14 protein-coding genes are annotated in these 17,861 nt (G+C 64.8%); 7 read left to right on the forward strand and 7 right to left on the reverse strand.

Going from position 1 to position 17,861, the window contains the following annotated elements; genetic code table 11:
- Together GGD62_RS35805 and GGD62_RS35810 are read right to left on the reverse strand one after the other, a co-directional pair.
- The gene (locus tag GGD62_RS35805; RefSeq protein ID WP_092254357.1) at window positions 1–1,902 is read right to left on the reverse strand and encodes an extracellular solute-binding protein; all 1,902 of its coding nucleotides are present in this window, start codon (window positions 1,900–1,902) and stop codon (window positions 1–3) included.
- A gap of 211 nt (window positions 1,903–2,113) precedes the next feature.
- The gene (locus GGD62_RS35810; protein ID WP_092254355.1) at window positions 2,114–2,668 is read right to left on the reverse strand and encodes a cytochrome c family protein; all 555 of its coding nucleotides are present in this window, start codon (window positions 2,666–2,668) and stop codon (window positions 2,114–2,116) included.
- A 233-nt stretch (window positions 2,669–2,901) separates the two neighbouring features.
- On the opposite strand from GGD62_RS35810, the gene GGD62_RS35815 reads away from it, so the two are divergent.
- On the forward strand, window positions 2,902–3,642 hold the full coding sequence (locus GGD62_RS35815; protein WP_018318802.1) for a 3-deoxy-manno-octulosonate cytidylyltransferase: 741 nt from the start codon (window positions 2,902–2,904) through the stop codon (window positions 3,640–3,642).
- Window positions 3,643–3,681: 39 nt separating this feature from the next.
- Window positions 3,682–4,542 carry a prephenate dehydratase gene (locus GGD62_RS35820; RefSeq protein WP_018318803.1) on the forward strand — a complete coding sequence of 287 codons (861 nt, stop codon included), beginning with the start codon at window positions 3,682–3,684 and terminating at the stop codon, window positions 4,540–4,542.
- 128 nt (window positions 4,543–4,670) lie between these two features.
- On the opposite strand, the gene GGD62_RS35825 is transcribed toward GGD62_RS35820, so the two are convergent.
- Entirely contained in the window at window positions 4,671–5,690 is a 1,020-nt protein-coding gene (locus GGD62_RS35825; RefSeq protein WP_018318804.1) for an LLM class flavin-dependent oxidoreductase, read from the reverse strand.
- 398 nt (window positions 5,691–6,088) lie between these two features.
- Between GGD62_RS35825 and metF the strand changes: the two genes are divergently transcribed.
- The 3 genes from metF (at window position 6,089) to GGD62_RS35840 (ending at window position 12,102) form a co-directional block, all read left to right on the forward strand.
- A complete protein-coding gene (gene metF, locus GGD62_RS35830; RefSeq protein ID WP_183713110.1) occupies window positions 6,089–7,009 on the forward strand; it encodes a methylenetetrahydrofolate reductase [NAD(P)H] in 921 nt (306 codons plus the stop codon).
- Window positions 7,010–7,015: 6 nt separating this feature from the next.
- The gene (metH, locus tag GGD62_RS35835) at window positions 7,016–10,867 is read left to right on the forward strand and encodes a methionine synthase (protein WP_183713113.1); all 3,852 of its coding nucleotides are present in this window, start codon (window positions 7,016–7,018) and stop codon (window positions 10,865–10,867) included.
- Window positions 10,868–11,061: 194 nt separating this feature from the next.
- Complete coding sequence (locus GGD62_RS35840) at window positions 11,062–12,102, forward strand: tetratricopeptide repeat protein (protein ID WP_183238215.1); 1,041 nt, start codon at window positions 11,062–11,064, stop codon at window positions 12,100–12,102.
- A gap of 339 nt (window positions 12,103–12,441) precedes the next feature.
- Here GGD62_RS35840 and GGD62_RS35845 read toward each other — a convergent pair whose 3' ends face one another.
- Together GGD62_RS35845 and GGD62_RS35850 are read right to left on the reverse strand one after the other, a co-directional pair.
- Window positions 12,442–13,071 (reverse strand): glutathione S-transferase family protein, encoded by a 630-nt coding sequence (locus GGD62_RS35845; RefSeq protein ID WP_183713116.1) that lies wholly within the window; start codon window positions 13,069–13,071, stop codon window positions 12,442–12,444.
- Between the two features lie 134 nt (window positions 13,072–13,205).
- Window positions 13,206–13,508: a helix-turn-helix transcriptional regulator gene (locus tag GGD62_RS35850; protein WP_018318809.1), complete on the reverse strand. Its 303-nt coding sequence runs from the start codon at window positions 13,506–13,508 to the stop codon at window positions 13,206–13,208.
- Between the two features lie 27 nt (window positions 13,509–13,535).
- On the opposite strand from GGD62_RS35850, the gene GGD62_RS35855 reads away from it, so the two are divergent.
- Entirely contained in the window at window positions 13,536–14,519 is a 984-nt protein-coding gene (locus tag GGD62_RS35855; RefSeq protein ID WP_183231193.1) for a threonine/serine dehydratase, read from the forward strand.
- An 11-nt stretch (window positions 14,520–14,530) separates the two neighbouring features.
- The gene (locus tag GGD62_RS35860; protein WP_092254343.1) at window positions 14,531–14,950 is read left to right on the forward strand and encodes a DUF6636 domain-containing protein; all 420 of its coding nucleotides are present in this window, start codon (window positions 14,531–14,533) and stop codon (window positions 14,948–14,950) included.
- 340 nt (window positions 14,951–15,290) lie between these two features.
- Here the strand turns inward: GGD62_RS35860 and GGD62_RS35865 are convergent, their stop codons facing one another.
- Together GGD62_RS35865 and glpK are read right to left on the reverse strand one after the other, a co-directional pair.
- A complete protein-coding gene (locus GGD62_RS35865; RefSeq protein ID WP_183713119.1) occupies window positions 15,291–15,884 on the reverse strand; it encodes an N-acetyltransferase in 594 nt (197 codons plus the stop codon).
- Window positions 15,885–16,152: 268 nt separating this feature from the next.
- Window positions 16,153–17,658: a glycerol kinase GlpK gene (glpK, locus tag GGD62_RS35870; protein WP_092254339.1), complete on the reverse strand. Its 1,506-nt coding sequence runs from the start codon at window positions 17,656–17,658 to the stop codon at window positions 16,153–16,155.
- Window positions 17,659–17,861 lie beyond the last annotated feature (203 nt).

Genomic DNA, 17,861 nt, shown 5'->3' on the forward strand with positions numbered 1-17,861 from the left:
TCACGACTTCTTTGCGATCCGCGCCGCCTTCTCTGCGTCGTACCACCAGATGAACGGGAAGCCGGATTGGCCGTATTTGGGCATTTCCGTCGGCCGGCCGAAGCGATCCCAGCGTGCCGTACGCACCTTGTTATAAGTCCATTGCGGCACGACGTAATGATTCCACAGCAGCACGCGGTCGAGTGCCTTGGTGGCCGCGACGAGATCGTCGCGATCGGTAGCGTAGATGACCCGCTCGATCAGCTTGTCGATTGCGGGATTCTTGATGCCCGCAATGTTGCGCGAGCCGGCGATGTCAGCCGTCTTGGTCGACCAGAACTCGCGCTGCTCGTTGCCTGGCGACTGCGACTCGCCCCACGAGTTTGTGACGATGTCGAAATCCCACTCGCGCGTCCTGTTCTCGTACTGGGTCGGGTCGACCGTCCGCACGTTGACGGCAATGCCGAGCCGCTCCAGGGACGGCTTGTAGAACAGCGTGATCCGCTCGAAGCTCGGATCCGAATTCAGCAGTTCGAGCGTGAACTGCGCGCCGGTCTTGACGTCGGTCAGCTTGCGGTCGCGCACCTCGTAGCCGGCCTCCTTGAACAGGCGCAGCGCCTCGCGCAGATTGTCGCGCACGGCTTCCGGACTGCCGCCGACCGGATTGGTGTAGGCCGTGGTGAAGACTTCGGGCGGCACCTGGGTGCGGACGGTCTCGAGGATCTCGAGCTCCTTGCCCTGCGGCAAGCCGGTTGCCATGAGCTCGTCGATGCCGTCGAAATAGCTGCTGATGCGCTTGTACTGGCCGTAGAAGATCTGCTTGTTCATCTCCTCGAAGTCGAACGCGTAGTTAAGTGCACGCCGCACGCGGGGATCGCTGAACTTGCCGCGGCGCAGGTTCGGCACGAAAGCCTGCATCACACCTGAGCTGCGATTGGCGAATTCCTCGAGGATCACGCGCTTCTCACTCACGGCCGGGAAGTCGTAGGCGGTCGCCCAGTTCTTCGCACTGTTCTCGGTACGCCAGTCGACCTGGTCGGCCTTGAAGGCCTCGATCGCGACGGTAGCATCGCGGAAATATTCGTAGCGCAGCTCGTCGAAATTGTTGCGGCCGACATTGGCTGGCAAATCGCGGCCCCAATAATCCTTGACGCGCTCCATAGCGATCGACCGTCCGGCGACGAAATCCTTGATCTTGTAGGGACCGGAGCCGAGCGGCACCTCGAGCGTGGTGGCGGACACGTCCCGCTTGCGCCCCTGCGCGTCAGTCCCCTCCCACCAATGCTTCGGCAGGACGATGAGCTGCCCGACGATCTGCGGCAGCTCGCGATTTCCCGGCGCGTCGAACACGAACTTCACCTCGCGCTCGCTGACCTTCTCGGCCTTCACCACATGGCTGTAATAGGCCGAGTACATCGGATGGTGCTTCTTGAAGGACTCGAGCGAGAAGATCACGTCATCGGCGGTGACCGGCTTGCCGTCGTGCCATTTGGCCTGGGGCCGCAAGCGGTAGGTGACGAAGGAGAAATCGTCGGGGTGGCTGACGGCTTCGGCCAGCGCACCGTACTCGGTCGAGACCTCGTCGAGCGACTGCGTGAGGAGTGATTCATAGATGAAAGCGACGGCGCCGGCGACCTGGCCCTTCACACCCGATACCACGATGTTGAGGTTGTCAAAGGTGCCGACGGCGATCTGGCGCGCGACGCCGCCCTTGGGCGCTTCCGGATTGACGTAGTCGAAGCGCTTGAAATCTGCGGGGTACTTGACCTTTCCGAACAGCGACAAGGCATGGCGCCAAGGAAGCTCATTCGCCGATTGCGCCTCGGCACTGCCGACGACGGAAAGGCCCGCTACGGAACCGAGGGCGGGGAGCGCTGCGGCCGCAGTGCCGGTGAGCAGGAGATCACGTCGGGTTATGGCCAAATCAACATTCCTGTCTTGAAGGAGGCTACTCCTTTAAGTTCCCAATATAGGCGAGGTTTCGACCGAATATGTTGCTTTTTCCTCATCTTGGAAGGCCGGACGGCCCGTCGGATGCGGCCAAACGCCCCGATAAACTCACCGCGAGGCCCGGATAAGGAAACGGCCAGGCTTTTCAGCCTGGCCGCATGTTCCAAGATCGGGTTCTTGAGGCTTACTTCGACGCGGTCGGCAGTGGCTGAGGATGCTCTGACAGCGAATTCAGATAGGCAATGACGTCGGCGCGCTCGGAATCCTTGGCGATACCGGCGAAGCCCATCGCAGTGCCCGGGATGAAGCCCTTCGGATTGGCGATGAACTTGTTCAGGTCGTCGAATGTCCAGGTACCGCCCTTGCCCTTCATGGCAGCGGAGAAATTGAAGCCGCCGCGGCCCTCACCCCTCTTCTCGCCGACGACGCCATAGAGGTTCGGACCGACGCGATTCGGGCCACCCTTCTCGAAAGTGTGGCAGGCACCGCACTTCTTGGCGGCCGCCGCGCCCTTTTCGACGGAGGCGGTCTGGAGCAACTTTTCGATCGGCTCGGAGGCCGCGGCGGCAGCGCCGCCTTCCTTGCCGTGGCCGGCGTCTTCCTTCACGGCGATCTCGAAGCCGGGCTTTTCCGGCATCTTGGGCGAGAAAAGAGCCTGGGCGGTAAAGCTGGTCACCAAGAGAAAGAGACAGGTACCAAGCACGGCACCCATGATTTTATTGAGTTCGAAAGAGTCCATTTCCGGCCAGGCCCCACACCGCAAGAAGGATCGAGCGGCCGGGCGGCCGCCAGGACGAGCCTCGGGAGAATCAAACGTTCCTTATCGTTTCCCCGAGTTTTGCCATTGAGATATCGGTTTGCCCGGGGTCTGGCAACCCGTATAAGCGACCCGGCTTTCGGCCGTCCCCGCTCCATTTCTCGGCGCGGAAAACGCCCCGTTTTCAGGCTCTTGACCTCAGATCTCTAGACCCAATGATCGATCCTCGCATCCTGGTGCTGATCCCGGCCCGCATGGCCGCCACCCGCCTGCCCGGCAAGCCACTCGCCGACATCGCGGGATTGCCGATGATCGTGCACGTGCTGCGCCGCGCCGAGGCCGCAGGTATAGGCCGGGTCGCGGTCGCGACCGATACGCCCGAGATCGCTGCGGTCGTGACGGCCCATGGCGGCGAGGCCGTGATGACCAGCCCCACACACCCCTCCGGCTCCGACCGCATCCACGAGGCCATGCAGAAGCTCGATCCGGACGGCAAGGCGGAGATCGTGGTCAATCTGCAGGGGGATTTCCCGACGATCACGATCGGCAACATCCGCGAGGTGCTGCCGCCCCTGCAAGACCCGGCCGTGGACATCGCGACACTGGCCTCGCAGATCCACACCGAGGAGGAGGACCTCGCCCCGAGCGTCGTGAAGGCGATCGGAACCTCGCTCGGCGGCAGGCGCATGCGTGCACTTTATTTCACTCGCGCGACCGCGCCGACCGGCGACGGACCGCGTTACCACCATATCGGCCTCTACGCCTATCGCCGCGCGGCGCTGGAGCGTTACGTTTCGCTGCCACCCTCGCCGCTGGAATTGCAGGAGAAGCTCGAACAGCTCCGGGCGCTCGAGGCGGGAATGCGCATCGACTTCACCATCGTCGACACCGTACCCCGCGGGGTCGACACGCCTGCGGACCTGGAAACCGCCCGCAGCATCCTTTCCAAATCCTGAGCCGCTGTTACAAGGCCGACCCAGGAGCATTTTTAAGACATGAGCAAGATGAAGATCGCATTCCAGGGCGAGCCCGGGGCCAATTCCCACATCGCCATCGTCGAGGCCTATCCCGACGCCGAGCCGATGCCCTGCGCCACCTTCGAAGACGCGCTGTCGGCGATCTCCTCCGGCGAGGCCGATCTCGGCATGATCCCGATCGAGAACTCGGTCGCCGGCCGCGTCGCCGACATCCATCATCTCTTGCCGGCCTCCGGCCTCTTCATCGTCGGTGAATGGTTTTTGCCCGTCCGGCATCAGTTGATGGCGGTGAAGGGCACCAAGCTCGACGACATCAAGAGCGTCGAGAGCCATGTGCATGCGCTCGGCCAGTGCCGGCGCATCATCCGCAAGCTCGGCATCAAGCCCATCGTGCATGCCGACACCGCCGGCAGTGCTCGTGACATCTCCGAGCGCAAGGACAAGACGGTGGCCGCGATCGCCTCCCGCCTCGCCGCCAAGATCTACGGCCTCGACATCCTCGCCGAGGACATCGAGGACGAGGCGCACAACACCACGCGTTTCGTGGTGCTGGCGCGCGAGCCGAAATGGGCCGCGCAAGGCTCCGGCCCGCTGGTCACGACTTTTGTGTTCCGGGTGCGCAATTTGCCGGCCGCGCTCTACAAGGCGCTCGGCGGCTTTGCCACCAACGGCGTCAACATGACCAAGCTCGAGAGCTACATGGTCGACGGCAATTTCTTCGCCACGCAGTTCTACGCCGACGTCGACGGCCACCCCGATGACAAGGGCCTCGCCTTCGCGATCGAGGAGCTGAAATTCTTCTCGCGCGAATTCCGCATCGTCGGTGTGTATCCCGGCCACCCCTTCCGCGCCACGTTCAACGAGGCGCAGCAGGATTGATCTCGTGTCCCGGACGCGCAATGCGCGGGCCGGGACCCAGCCACGCGACCCGGGGCTGCGATGGGCCCCGGCTCTGCAGCGCATCGCTGAAAAGAGCGTTGCGCTGCGTCCGGGGCACACGGCAGCTCCTATACGGCCGCCGGCTTCACCAACCCGAACGCCTCCGCGAGCAGCGAATACGACTTCTTCCGCGCCTCGTGATCGTACACCGCCGTGATCACCATCAACTCGTCCGGCTTGCTCGCGTCGATCAGCGGCTGCAGTTTCTTCTGCACCGTCGCGGGGCTGCCGACGAACAGGCGGGAGCGATTGCGGAGGATCGAGGTGCGCTCGGAGTCGGAGTAAGGATAGGCCACCGCCTCCTCGACGCTCGGCAGCGGCAGATATTGACCACGGTCGCGGCGCAGCCGGTTGAGGTCGAACGAGCTGGCGAGCCGTTCGGCCTCCTCGTCGGTATCGGCGGCGATGACGGCGATCGCGAGGATCGCGTGGGGCGTCGCACGCCAGGCCGAGGGCTGGAAGCGGTTGCGATAATGCACCATCGCATCGACCGCATCGTGGGACGCAAAATGATGCGCGAAGGCGAAGCCCATGCCGACCTGTGCGGCGAGCTCCGAGGAATAATCGCTGGAGCCGAGCAGCCAGACCGGCGGCAGTTTGGTGTCGTCGGGCATGGCGACGACGTTGTTGTAGGGATGCCCTGCGGGAAATTCGCGGGTCTCCCACAGAATCAGTTCGTGCAGCCGCTCCAGGAAATCGTCGCCCTCGCGGCGATCAAGTCGGCTGCGGAGCGCATAAGCGGTCGCTCCGTCGGTGCCGGGCGCCCGGCCGAGGCCGAGGTCGATGCGGCCGGGAAACAGCGCCTCCAGCATCTTGAAGCGCTCGGCCACCACCAGCGGCGCGTGATTGGGCAGCATCACCCCGCCGGAGCCGACGCGGATATGCTTCGTCACCGCCGCGATCTGGCCGATCATGACGTCGGGGGCTGGGCTCGCGACCGAGGCGAGGTTGTGGTGCTCGGCGAGCCAGTACCGGACATAGCCGAGGCCATCGACATGGCGCGCCAGGTCGATGCTGTTGCGCAGCGCCGCGGCGGGCTTGGTGCCTGTGGTGACGACGGAGAGATCGAGGACGGAGAGCGGGATCATGGCGCGCTAACCTAGTGGAGGGCCGCGCGGCGACAATGGGGCGGCTGCGCAGATCTGACGTGTGCAGGCCGCGAGCCCGCGCACCGGACCGAACCGAGATGGTGGGCTAAAGGTAACCCTAGCAACATTGATTCCATTCTGCCCACCTACGCTGCCTGCCTCAGACAACCATCAAAACCTCTATAACTCTTTGAAATAAGCAAATTATTATGAGGATACCGGCATCCCACTCAAACCGGTGGACGTTCAATAATTCAGCCATTGCTGGCAGAAGTGGGCCATTTCCCATCATTGATGGGCTGTCGATCAAACCGCCTTTGCCCTATCATAAGCTTTCCCAAGCTAGACCTGACCGTCGGCCGCCAGGATCTGGCGGCACATCTGGAGCGAGTGGTGCCATGACCGATCTGACGATTCCTGCCCGAGCCGACGGGCAAGACGGGCACCTGAAGCGGCCAGCGATCTCCTTCGAGTTCTTTCCGCCCAAGACGGAAGATATGGAGCGCAATCTCTGGGAGACCATCAACCGGCTCGCCCCGCTCGACCCGAAATTCGTCTCGGTGACCTATGGCGCCGGCGGCTCGACCCGCGAGCGCACCCATTCGACCATCGCCCGCATCCTGAAGGAGACCGCGCTGCTGCCGGCGGCGCATCTGACCTGCGTCGGCGCCTCGCGCGGCGAGATCGACGAGATCGTCGATCGCTATCACGAGGTCGGTGTCCGCCACATCGTCGCCTTGCGCGGTGATCCCGCCGGCGGCATCGGCACGCCCTATGCCAGTCATCCCGACGGCTATCAGAGCTCCCCCGAGCTCATCGCCGGCATCAAGAAGCGGCACGGCGACATCGAAGTGTCGGTCTCGGCCTATCCCGAGAAGCATCCTGAAGCGCGCGACTTCAATGACGACATCGACACGCTGCAGGCCAAGGTTGACGCCGGCGCGACGCGTGCGATCACCCAAGTATTCTTCGACAACGACCTCTACTTCCGCTATCTCGACCGCGTGCGGGCGCGCGGCATCGACATCCCGATCGTGCCGGGCATCATGCCCATGCACAATTTCAAGCAGGCGAGAGCCTTCGTCACCCGCGCCGGCACCACCGTGCCGGACTGGTTCGCCGCGAAATTCGAAGGCCTCGATGACGACGCCGAGACTCGCAAGCTGGTGGCCGCAACCGTCGCGGCCGGCCAGGTCCAGAAGCTCGCCAAGCACGGCGTCGACACCTTCCATTTCTACACCATGAACCGCGCCGATCTCGTGTTCGCGATCAGCCATTTGCTCGGCATCCGTGCCAAGAGCGCTCAGAAGGCTGCGTAAGAGAAAATGACCGTACCCGTTTCCGCCAAGCGAACTGCCCTGCTCAACGCCGCGCGCGAGCGAATTCTGGTGCTCGATGGCGCCATGGGCACGATGATTCAGAACCTGCAGTTCGACGAGACCGCCTTCCGCGGCGAGCGCTTCAAGGACTTCCATCGCGACCTGCGCGGCAACAACGATTTGTTGATCCTGACCCAGCCGCAGGCGATCGAGGACATTCACGCGGCGTATTTGCGCGCGGGAGCCGACATCGTCGCGACCAATACCTTCTCCACGACCTCGATCGCGCAGGCCGATTATGACCTCATCGACATCGTCTACGAGATGGCGCGCGAAGGCGCCCGCCTCGCCGGCAATGCCGCGCGGCGCGTCGAGGCGGAGGACGGCAAGCCGCGTTTCGTCGCGGGCGCCATCGGCCCGACCAACCGCACCGCCTCGATCTCTCCCGACGTGTCCAATCCCGGCTACCGCGCCGTCACCTTCGACGATCTGCGCAAATCCTATGGCGAGCAGATCCGTGGCATGCTCGACGGCGGCGTCGACCTGCTGCTGGTCGAGACCATCTTCGACACGCTGAACGCCAAGGCGGCGCTCTATGCGATCGCCGAGATCACCGAAGAACGCGGCATCGACATGCCCGTGATGGTGTCGGGCACCATCACCGACAAATCCGGCCGCCTGCTCTCGGGCCAGATGCCGGAAGCGTTCTGGCATTCGGTGCGGCACGCAAAACCCGTCACCATCGGCTTCAACTGCGCGCTCGGCGCAGAAGATCTGCGCGCGCATATCGCCGATATCGGTCGTGTCGCCGACACGCTGTTGTGTGCCTATCCAAACGCCGGCCTGCCCAACGAGTTCGGCCAGTATGACGAGACGCCGGAATACATGGCGCGCCTCGTCGGCGAGTTCGCGCGCGACGGCCTCGTCAACATCGTCGGCGGCTGCTGCGGCACCACGCCGGACCATATCGCGGCGATCGCCGCTGCGGTCGCCCCGCACAAGCCGCGCATCGTGCCGGAGATCGCATCGCGCCTGCGGCTCTCCGGCCTCGAGCCCTTCATCCTGACCGACGCAATCCCGTTCGTGAACGTCGGCGAGCGCACCAACGTCACGGGCTCCGCCCGTTTCCGCAAGCTGATCACCGCCGGCGACTACACGGCGGCACTGCAGGTCGCGCGCGACCAGGTCGAGAACGGCGCAGTAGTTATCGACGTCAACATGGACGAGGGCCTGCTCGACTCTGAAGCCGCGATGGTGACGTTCCTCAACCTCGTCGCCGCCGAGCCCGACATCGCCCGCATCCCCGTGATGGTAGACTCCTCCAAGTTCTCGGTGATCGAGGCCGGCCTGAAGTGCGTGCAGGGCAAGCCGGTCGTCAACTCGATCTCGATGAAGGAAGGCGAGGAGAAGTTCATTCACGAGGCCAAGATCGCCCGCCGTCATGGCGCGGCTGTCGTCGTGATGGCGTTCGACGAGGTCGGCCAGGCCGATACGTTCGCGCGCAAGACCGAGATCTGCAAGCGCGCCTACGACATCCTGGTGAACAAGGTCGGCTTCCCGCCTGAAGACATCATCTTCGATCCCAACGTCTTCGCGATCGCGACCGGCATCGAGGAGCACAACAATTACGGCGTCGACTTCATCGAGGCGACGCGCTGGATCCGCCGGAACCTGCCTGGCGCGCACATCTCGGGCGGCGTCTCCAATCTGTCGTTCTCGTTCCGCGGCAACGAGCCGGTGCGCGAGGCCATGCACTCGGTGTTCCTGTATCACGCCATCAAGGCGGGCATGGACATGGGCATCGTCAATGCCGGCCAGATGATCGTCTATGACGACATCGATCCTGAGCTGCGGCAGGTGTGCGAGGACGTCGTCCTCAACCGCGATCCGGGCGCGTCCGAGCGCCTGCTGGCGCTGGCCGAGAAATTCCGCGGCAACAAGACCCAGGCCAAGGAGGCCGATCTCGCCTGGCGCGAATGGCCGGTGGAAAAGCGGCTGTCGCATTCGCTGGTGCATGGAATCACCGAGTTCATCGAGCAGGACACCGAAGAGGCGCGCAAGCAGTCCTCGCGTCCGCTCGACGTGATCGAGGGCCCGCTGATGGCCGGCATGAACGTGGTCGGCGACCTCTTCGGCGACGGCAAGATGTTCCTGCCGCAGGTGGTGAAATCTGCCCGCGTGATGAAGCAGGCGGTGGCCTGGCTGATGCCGTTCATGGAAGAAGAGAAGGCGCGCAACCTCGCCAACGGCGTCGGCACGGAGGGCTCCTCGTCCGCCGGCAAGATCGTGCTCGCGACCGTGAAGGGCGACGTCCACGACATCGGCAAGAACATCGTCGGCATCGTGCTCCAGTGCAACAATTTCGAGGTCATCGACCTCGGCGTGATGGTGCCCGCCGCCAAGATCGTCGAGACCGTGAAGGCGGAGAAGGCCGACATCGTCGGTCTCTCCGGCCTGATCACGCCCTCACTCGATGAGATGGCGTTCTTCGCCGGCGAATTGCAGCGCGAGGGCCTCAAGCTGCCGCTGCTGATCGGCGGCGCCACCACGAGCCGCGTGCATACCGCCGTCAAGATTGACCCGAGCTATCGCGCCGGCCCCGTCGTGCATGTCAACGACGCCAGCCGCGCCGTCGGCGTTGCGTCCTCGCTGCTCTCGCCCGAGAAGCGCGACGCCTATGCCGCCGAGGTACGCGCCGAATACGCCAAGATCTCGGACGCGCATCTGCGCGCGCAGGCCGACAAGAAGCGGCTGAAGCTGGAAGCCGCCCGCGCCAATCGCGTGCCGGTGGACTTTGCCAAGAACAAGCCGGTGAAGCCGACCTTCCTCGGCATCCGCAGCTTCGACGACTACGACCTCGCCGAGCTGGTCGATTGCATCGACTGGACGCCGTTCTTCCAGACCTGGGAGCTCGCGGGGCGCTTCCCCGCCATCCTCGACGACGCCAAGGTCGGCGAGGTCGCGCGCTCGCTCTACGATGACGCGCGCAAGATGCTCGACACCATCGTCAAGGAAAAATGGTTCCGGGCGCGCGCGACGATCGGCTTCTGGCCGGCGAACGCCGAAGGCGACGACATCGCGGTCTATGCCGATGAGAGCCGCACGAAGAAGATCGCGACGCTGCACACGCTGCGCCAACAGCTCGAGAAGCGCGCGGGCCGCTTCAACGCGGCGCTCGCCGACTTCGTCGCGCCCGCGGGCGTGCCCGATTATGTCGGCGGCTTCGTCGTCACCGCCGGCATCGGCGAGGACGCGGTCGCCGATCGCTTCAAGATGGCCAATGACGACTACTCCTCGATCCTGTGCAAGGCGCTGGCCGATCGGCTCGCCGAAGCCTTCGCCGAGCGCATGCATGCGCGCGTGCGCCGCGAGTTCTGGGCTTACGCGCCCGACGAGGCGCTCTCCAACGACGAGCTCATCCTCGAGAAGTATCAGGGCATCCGCCCCGCGCCGGGCTATCCTGCGCAGCCCGACCACACCGAGAAGGCGACGCTGTTCGAGCTGCTCGATGCGGAAGCGACCTGCGGCGTGAAGCTGACCGAGAGCTTTGCGATGTGGCCAGGCTCCAGCGTGTCCGGGCTCTATTTCGCCAGCCCCGAGAGCTATTATTTCGGCGTCGGCAAGATCGAGCGCGACCAGGTCGAGGACTACGCCGCGCGCAAGGGCATGAGCGTCGCGGAAGCCGAGCGCTGGCTCGCGCCGGTGCTGAACTACATCCCGTCGCGAGAGGACAGTGACAAGGCCTTTGCGGCAACGGCGGCGAACGACGAGACGTCGAAGGATCTCGCCTCGCATCCGCCGGGCTGCACCTGCGCGGTGCATCTGGTCTGGCAGAAGAAGCGCGCGGGCGCGGGATAGGCCCCGCTCTGGCTACAAAACCAAAAATCTGAAAAACAACCCCATGCACAGTAGCGATGGGGTTGAAAAGATTGAGCGATTTCGGGCCCCCGAGGCCGCATTTGCAGCGTCGGGCAAAACACCTGTAATATTCCATCATCGCCCGCCGCGTCAGCACTCCGTCAGATGCCACATGCTCCGATCTCGTGTACCGGATGGGATACGACAAACATCCGGCCGGCGCGCGGGAGGGCGGCATTCGTAATCATCTGAAAATCCTGGGCTCCTGCCTCGTGATGATTGGCGGGATCTTCGTCTTGCATCATGCCGTCCCGCTCGATGCGGCGGTGGCCGAGGTTGCGCAGCAACCGTCCAAGTCAAATGATGCCAGCGGAACCATGCAAACCGTCACAAAGCTCCTCGCCCAACCCCGCTCGCCGTCGCGCGATGACCAGCTCTATTTGGCCGCGGTAGCCCTGTTCAAGGCGATCGAGGCAGGCAAGGCGCCGGTCGAGAGTCGCGACACGCTGGCAAGGGCGCTGCATGAGGTCGCGCTCGGCGGGCACGCCAACGCCTGGGTCGACTATGGCCGCTGCCTCTGGAACGGCTGGGGCGTGCCGCGCGATCGCGACGCGGCGATCGCTGCCTACAAACGCGCGGCCGAACTCGGCTCGGATTACGGCGCCTATCTCACCGCCTATAATCTCTATTGGACGTTCAGGAAATATGACGACGCCTATGCTTACGCGCAGAAAGCGCTTGCAGGCGACGACCCCGATGGCGCCGTGCGCTACCTGCTGGGGCTGATGGCCTACAACGGTCGCGGCCAACCGAAGGACGTGGCCAAGAGCCTTGCATTGCATCTCGAAGCGGCGAAGCGCGGCAACGCCGATGCCTATTTCGAGCTGTTCGTCTATGCGATGCAAGGCATCGGGGACCGCGACAAGGCAGTGTTCTACCTGAAGCAGGCCGGACAACGCGACCAGCCGCGCGCCTCCGCCAATCTCGGCGCGCTCCATGCCACCGGGCAATTGCCCGGCATCGAGAAGGATCTCGGTGAGTCCATCCGCTGGTACAAGCGCGCCGCCGATCTCGGCGTCGGCCGCGCCGCCGCAGCGCTCGGCGTGATGGCGACGCGCGGCGAAGGGATGGCGAAGGACCCGGATGCCGCGGAGGCGTACTTCCATCGTGCCGAGGATCTGGGGTTTGAACTGGACGAGTATCTGCGGACGAACGGCGTGACGCGGAGGAAGTAGTCGCCCCCGTCATTCCGAGGGGCGCCAAAGCGCGAACTCTGGATGACGGACTAAAGCGCGATGAATCGTCGTCTCACTTTGGCTTGCTGCTTAAGTGTGATCTTTTCGAAAGACCGCTTCGCACTTTTCCGGCTCATGGTCTAGGAAACCCAAGCCCCAGCCGCGATCCCCATCCTCCCCTGGAGGGAGAGGATCGGTGCGCACGCAGCGTAGCGGAATGCGGACCGAGGTGGGGTGACGGTCCCTCCGCATTCAACAGCGCCCGTGTTGAGAGATCACCCCACCCCGCTCGCGCTTCGCGCGATCGACCCTCCCCCTCCAGGGGAGGGTAAGTGCGCATCACCCCTTCGGCGGGGACAGCGGCTGCACGATCTCCCTGAACGGCGCGAGAGCTTCGCAGCGCTCGGCATGCGCAGCCAGCGCCGGGTAACGCGACGTGTCGAACAGCTGCGGATGCGCCTCGCGGGTGAAGCGGACGACGCAGGCCACCGCGATGTCGGCGTGGCCGATGCGGCCGCCCAGCCAGTACGGCGTCGTCACCTTGGCGCGCTCGGCCTCCAGCACTTTCAGCACGTCGCCAATCTGCGCCTGGCAACGCTCGACCCACAGCGCGAGCTGCTCCTTCCGCAGCACGCGCTCATAGAGCAGGCTCACCGCCTTGTCGCCGAGACCGGAAGCGAGCGCGCAGATGCGCAAATGCTTCCGCCGCTCAGTGCCGCTGCGCGGCAGCATCGCCTTCTCTGGCCCGACAAGTTCGTCGAGATAATCCAAAATCACCGTGCTCTCGATCAGCGCCTCGCCGTCGTCGAGCACCAGCGTCGGCACCCGCCGCAGCGGATTATAGGGCGCGATCTGGTCGGCATCGCCGAAGGTCGACCACGGCTTGTGGTCGAGGGCGAGCCCATAAAGCCGCAGCGCAATCGCGACGCGGCGGACGAAGGGGGAATCATATTGGCCGATCAGGAACATGGTTCTTGCTCTTCCAAGCGGTTGGACACGGCGGGGCCGTCCAGTCTCCACGACCTGATCGGCGCGGCGCAAGAAATATCTCGGTAATGGAGCATTGCACCGGCTGCAACGTCGCCCGCGATGGCGCTGCGCGCTCAGAGGCCGTCCTGGATCGAGCGCTTGATGGCGGCAATCGCGGTCTCGTTGCGCTTGTACATCGTCCACTGCTTGATGCGCTTGGCGCGCACCAGCTTGGCGGCGGTCAGCACCCGCATGTGCTCGCTCACCGTCGGCGCGCTGACGCCGAGCTTTTCGGCGATCAGCAATCCGCAGACGCCGTCCTCGACCAGGTCGCCATCGGCCTGCTCGCGAAAATGCTTCCGCGGATCCCGCAGCCATTCCAGGATCTGCAGGCGACGTTCGTTGGCGAGCGCGCGCAGGGCGACGGCAAACTTCATTTAGTTATTTTGCTAATTACCTAATTGATGTCAACTCTCCGATGCGCTATTCTGGACGGCATCATGACAGCGACAATGGACATCACACGGGAGCGGATCGCGGCGACCGAAGCGGTCATCCGTCCGCATATCAGGCGCACGCCCCTTCTTCGGGCCGATCTCGCCGATTTCGGCCTGCCCGCGGCGCCCCTCACGTTCAAGCTCGAAATGCTGCAGCATTCGGGATCGTTCAAGGCGCGCGGCGCCTTCGCCAATCTGTTGCTGCGGCAGGTGCCGCAGGCCGGTGTCGTCGCCGCATCCGGCGGCAACCACGGCGCGGCCGTCGCCTATGCGGCGCAGCGGCTCGGCATCCCCGCCACGATCTTCGTGCCTGACATCACCTCACCTGCCAAGGCCGAGCGGATCAGGGGTTATGGCGCCAAGCTCGTGATCGCGGGCAACCGCTACGCCGATGCGCTCGCCGCGAGCGAGACGCATGTCGCGCAGACCGGCGCGCTTGCCGTCCATGCCTACGACCAGGCCGAAACCCTGCTTGGCCAGGGCAGCGTCGGACTGGAGCTGGAGCAGGACGCGCCCGACATCGACACACTGCTGGTAGCGGTCGGCGGCGGCGGGCTGATCGGCGGCATTGCGGCGTGGTTCGCGGGAAGGACGCGCATCGTCGCGGTCGAGCCGGAGCAATCGCCGACCCTGCACACGGCGTTTGAAGCGGGTGCTCCGGTCGATGCGCCTGCCGGCGGTCTCGCCGCCGACAGCCTTGCGCCGCGGCGCGTCGGCGAATTGATGTTTCCGATCGCGCGCGCTCATGTGGAGCGCGTCGTCCTCGTCAGCGACGCTGCGATCCGGCAGGCCCAGGCCGCCCTGTGGTCGCGCTTGTGCCTCGTCGCCGAGCCCGGCGGCGCGGCCGCCTTTGCCGCGGTGCTCTCCGGCCGCTATCGTCCCGCGACCGGTGAACGCGTCGCGGTTCTGGTCTGCGGCGCCAACACCAATGCGGTGAATTTCGATAGCTGAGTGGGAGTGACATGACGGCGCCACGCGGACTGATCCTGATATCGATCCTGCTGCCGATGATCGGGGCCGCCCACGCCCAGGATCGCCCGATCGGCTTTCTGACACCGTCGAAGAACATCGTCTGCCAGTTCTTCACCGATAACGAACAGGGTGTGCTCCGCTGCGACATCATGAACATGGAGAGCCGCCCGCGCCGTCCGGCCGATTGCGAGCTCGACTGGGGCCGTGCCTTCGAGATGAGCGCGAAGGGAGCCGCGGGGCGCATCTGCGCCGGTGACACCGTGATGGACGCCTCGCTGCCGGTGCTGGCCTATGGCGAGGTGTGGCAGCGCGGAGGATTCACGTGCCGGTCGGAGCAGACGGGGTTGACATGTTTCAACGCGATGCAGCGGGGGTTTTCGCTGGCGCGGGCAGAACAGAGGTTGTTTTGAGGAGTAGCTGCATGGAGTGCAGCGGAATACGGGGACCCCGTCCCGGATTGCGCTGCGCTCCATCCGGGCTACAAGTGCTGCCACAAGTTCAGCCGTCATCCTGAGGCGCGAGCCTTGCGATGCGCGAGCAGCGCGAGGGGAGCCTCGAAGGATGGGCCACGGGCGCTTGCGGCCCATCCTTGCGCGCAAGAGCGCGCACCTCAGGATGACGACGAAGCGTGTGGCAGCGGACGATCTTAGCCGACATGAGCAAAGCGAGATGCGGTGAGGCTCGCCTGATTGCGTTCGCCTCCGACCGGCAGCGGGCCAGCCGCTCATCTGGGTTACGCTCGCTCGCGCATTACTCAATGATCGGCACATGCTTCGCCGCCGTCCGCGGCGCCGTGCCGTCGAGGCGTGGATCGTCGGCGATTTCGATCTGGCGGCGGAAGGGGCGGAAGCCGGAGCGCTGGTAAAACGCGACGGCGGATGGATGATCGAGCGTGCAGGTGTGCACCCAGACGCGGCGGACGTCCCGCGACCAGGCGCGCTCCAGCGCGCGGTTCATCAGGAAGCGCGCGGCGCCAGTGCCGATCAGGGGTGCGGTGACGCCGAAATAGACCAGCTCGCATTGGCCGGACTCGCGGAAGTCGAGCTCGAGCAGGCCTTCATCGCGGCCGTGCGCGACCAGTGCGTAGACCTCGATATCAGGCGCGAGGATGGTTGCGGCGAGCTCGGTGTCGGTCATGCGGGCGCGCGAGAACCACAGCCAGTCCTCGCCGACGCGGCGGAAGAGATCGCGGTACCAAGGAAGCGTGGGGGTATCGACCTTGCGCAGGGTCCAGACGCCGGGGGGATCGTCGCGGCGCGCGGGCGGCGCGGTCATCTCCAGATGGGTGACGACGGCGGCGATCTTGCCAGCAGGCACATCGGAATAGCCGTCGGGGAGGATCATTCTTTGTTACCTGGCTTCAAAGCGCGAGACTGCAGAGCTTACGCTGAACACTTCATCGTCGTCCCGGACAAGCGCGCCTTAAGTGCGCGCTGATCCGGGACCTCCGCGCGAGCGCTTGCGCTCGTCGCGATAACCACAGGAAGTGGTTTGGCGACGATCGATCGTTCGGGATTGGCTCCGCCTGCCATCGACAGACCTCGCGGTATGGGTCCCTGCGCCCGTGCGCAATTGCGCACTAGGCAGGGACGACAATTTGGATGGTGGCGTATCAGCCCTCCCCCTCATCGCTCGCCAGCACGCCCTTCACCGCCCTCGCCCAGCCCGCGAGCTTCCGCTCACGCGTCGCCTGGCTCATGTTCGGCTTGAAGCGGTGCTCGAGGCGCCAGTTGTCGGCGAATTTGGTCGGCTCGGGATAGACGCCGGCCTGGAGGCCGGCGAGGTAGGCGGCGCCCAGCGCTGTCGTCTCCTGGATCACGGGGCGATCGACCGGCGCGTCCAGCAAATCCGCGAGGCGCTGCATGGTCCAGTCGGAGGCGGTCATGCCGCCGTCGACGCGGAGCACGACGCTGGCGGTTTCCGAGCTTGGCCAGTCGGCGCGCATCGCGGCCCAGAGGTCAAAAGTCTGGTAGCAGACGCTTTCGAGCGCGGCATGGGCAAGCTCCGCGGGGCCGGTGTTGCGGGTGAGGCCGAACAGGGCGCCGCGAACGCGCGGATTCCAATAGGGCGCGCCCATGCCGACGAAGGCCGGAACGAGATAGACGCTCTGCATGGAGTCGGACTGATCCGCGAGAGGTCCGGTCTCGGCGGCATGCTTGATGATGCCGAGGCCGTCGCGCAGCCATTGCACCGCTGAGCCGGCGACGAAGATCGAGCCTTCGAGCGCGTAAGTGCGTTTGCCATCGAGCTGGTAGGCGACGGTGGTGAGCAGCTTGTTCTTGGAGACGACCGGCGTGGTGCCGGTGTTGAGCAGCGCGAAGCAACCCGTGCCGTAGGTCGACTTCATCATGCCCGGGCGGAAGCAGGCCTGGCCGATGGTGGCGGCCTGCTGGTCGCCGGCAATGCCCGAGATGGCAATGGCACCGCCGAACAGATCGGGCGTGCTCTCGCCGAAGCGGGCGGAAGAATCCTTCACCTCGGGCAGCATCGAGCGCGGCACGCCGATGATCTCCAGCAGTTCGTCGTCCCATTGGCCGGTGTGGATGTTGAACAGCAGCGTGCGCGAGGCGTTGGTGGCGTCGGTGGCGTGCACCTTGCCGCCGGTGAGCCGCCAGAGCAGATAGCAATCGACGGTGCCAAACATCAATTCGCCGCGCGCGGCGCGGGCGCGGGCGCCGGGGACGTGGTCGAGGATCCAGGCGACCTTGGTGCCGGAGAAATAGGGATCGATGATCAGCCCGGTCTTCTGCGAGATCACGGGCTCGCGGCCGTCGGCCTTGAGTTTGGCACAGATGTCGGCGGTGCGGCGGTCCTGCCAGACGATGGCGCGATGCACGGCCTGCCCGGTGGCGCGGTCCCACACCACAGTGGTCTCGCGTTGATTGGTGATGCCGATCGCCGCGATGTCCTTCGCGGTGATGCCGGCCTGCTCGATCGCCTCGCGGCAGACCATCACCGTCGAGGTCCAGATGTCCTCGGGCTCGTGCTCGACCCAGCCCGAGGCCGGAAAATGTTGCGGAAACTCCTGCTGCGCCTTCGCCGCGATGGATATGTCGCCGCGAAACACGATGGCGCGCGAAGAGGTGGTGCCCTGGTCGATGGCGAGGACGAAAGACATGGCGGCTTACCCTGGCGTTTAGCTTGGCGTTTCCCTGGAGGGAGTGATTGTGTCGCGCCAAAGGGAGCGGATTGGAGGCGGAAGGTCAAGGTTGGTCTCGCTTACCCTCCCCTTGTGGGCAGGGGAATCGCATATGGGTTTTGTCTAGCTATTGCATTGGAAGGCAAGACGGATTCTGAAGACGACTCCCGGAAGACGGAGGG

The sequence above is a fragment of the Bradyrhizobium sp. ERR14 genome (assembly GCF_014198235.1).
In the GTDB taxonomy this organism is placed as follows: Bacteria; Pseudomonadota; Alphaproteobacteria; order Rhizobiales; family Xanthobacteraceae; genus Bradyrhizobium.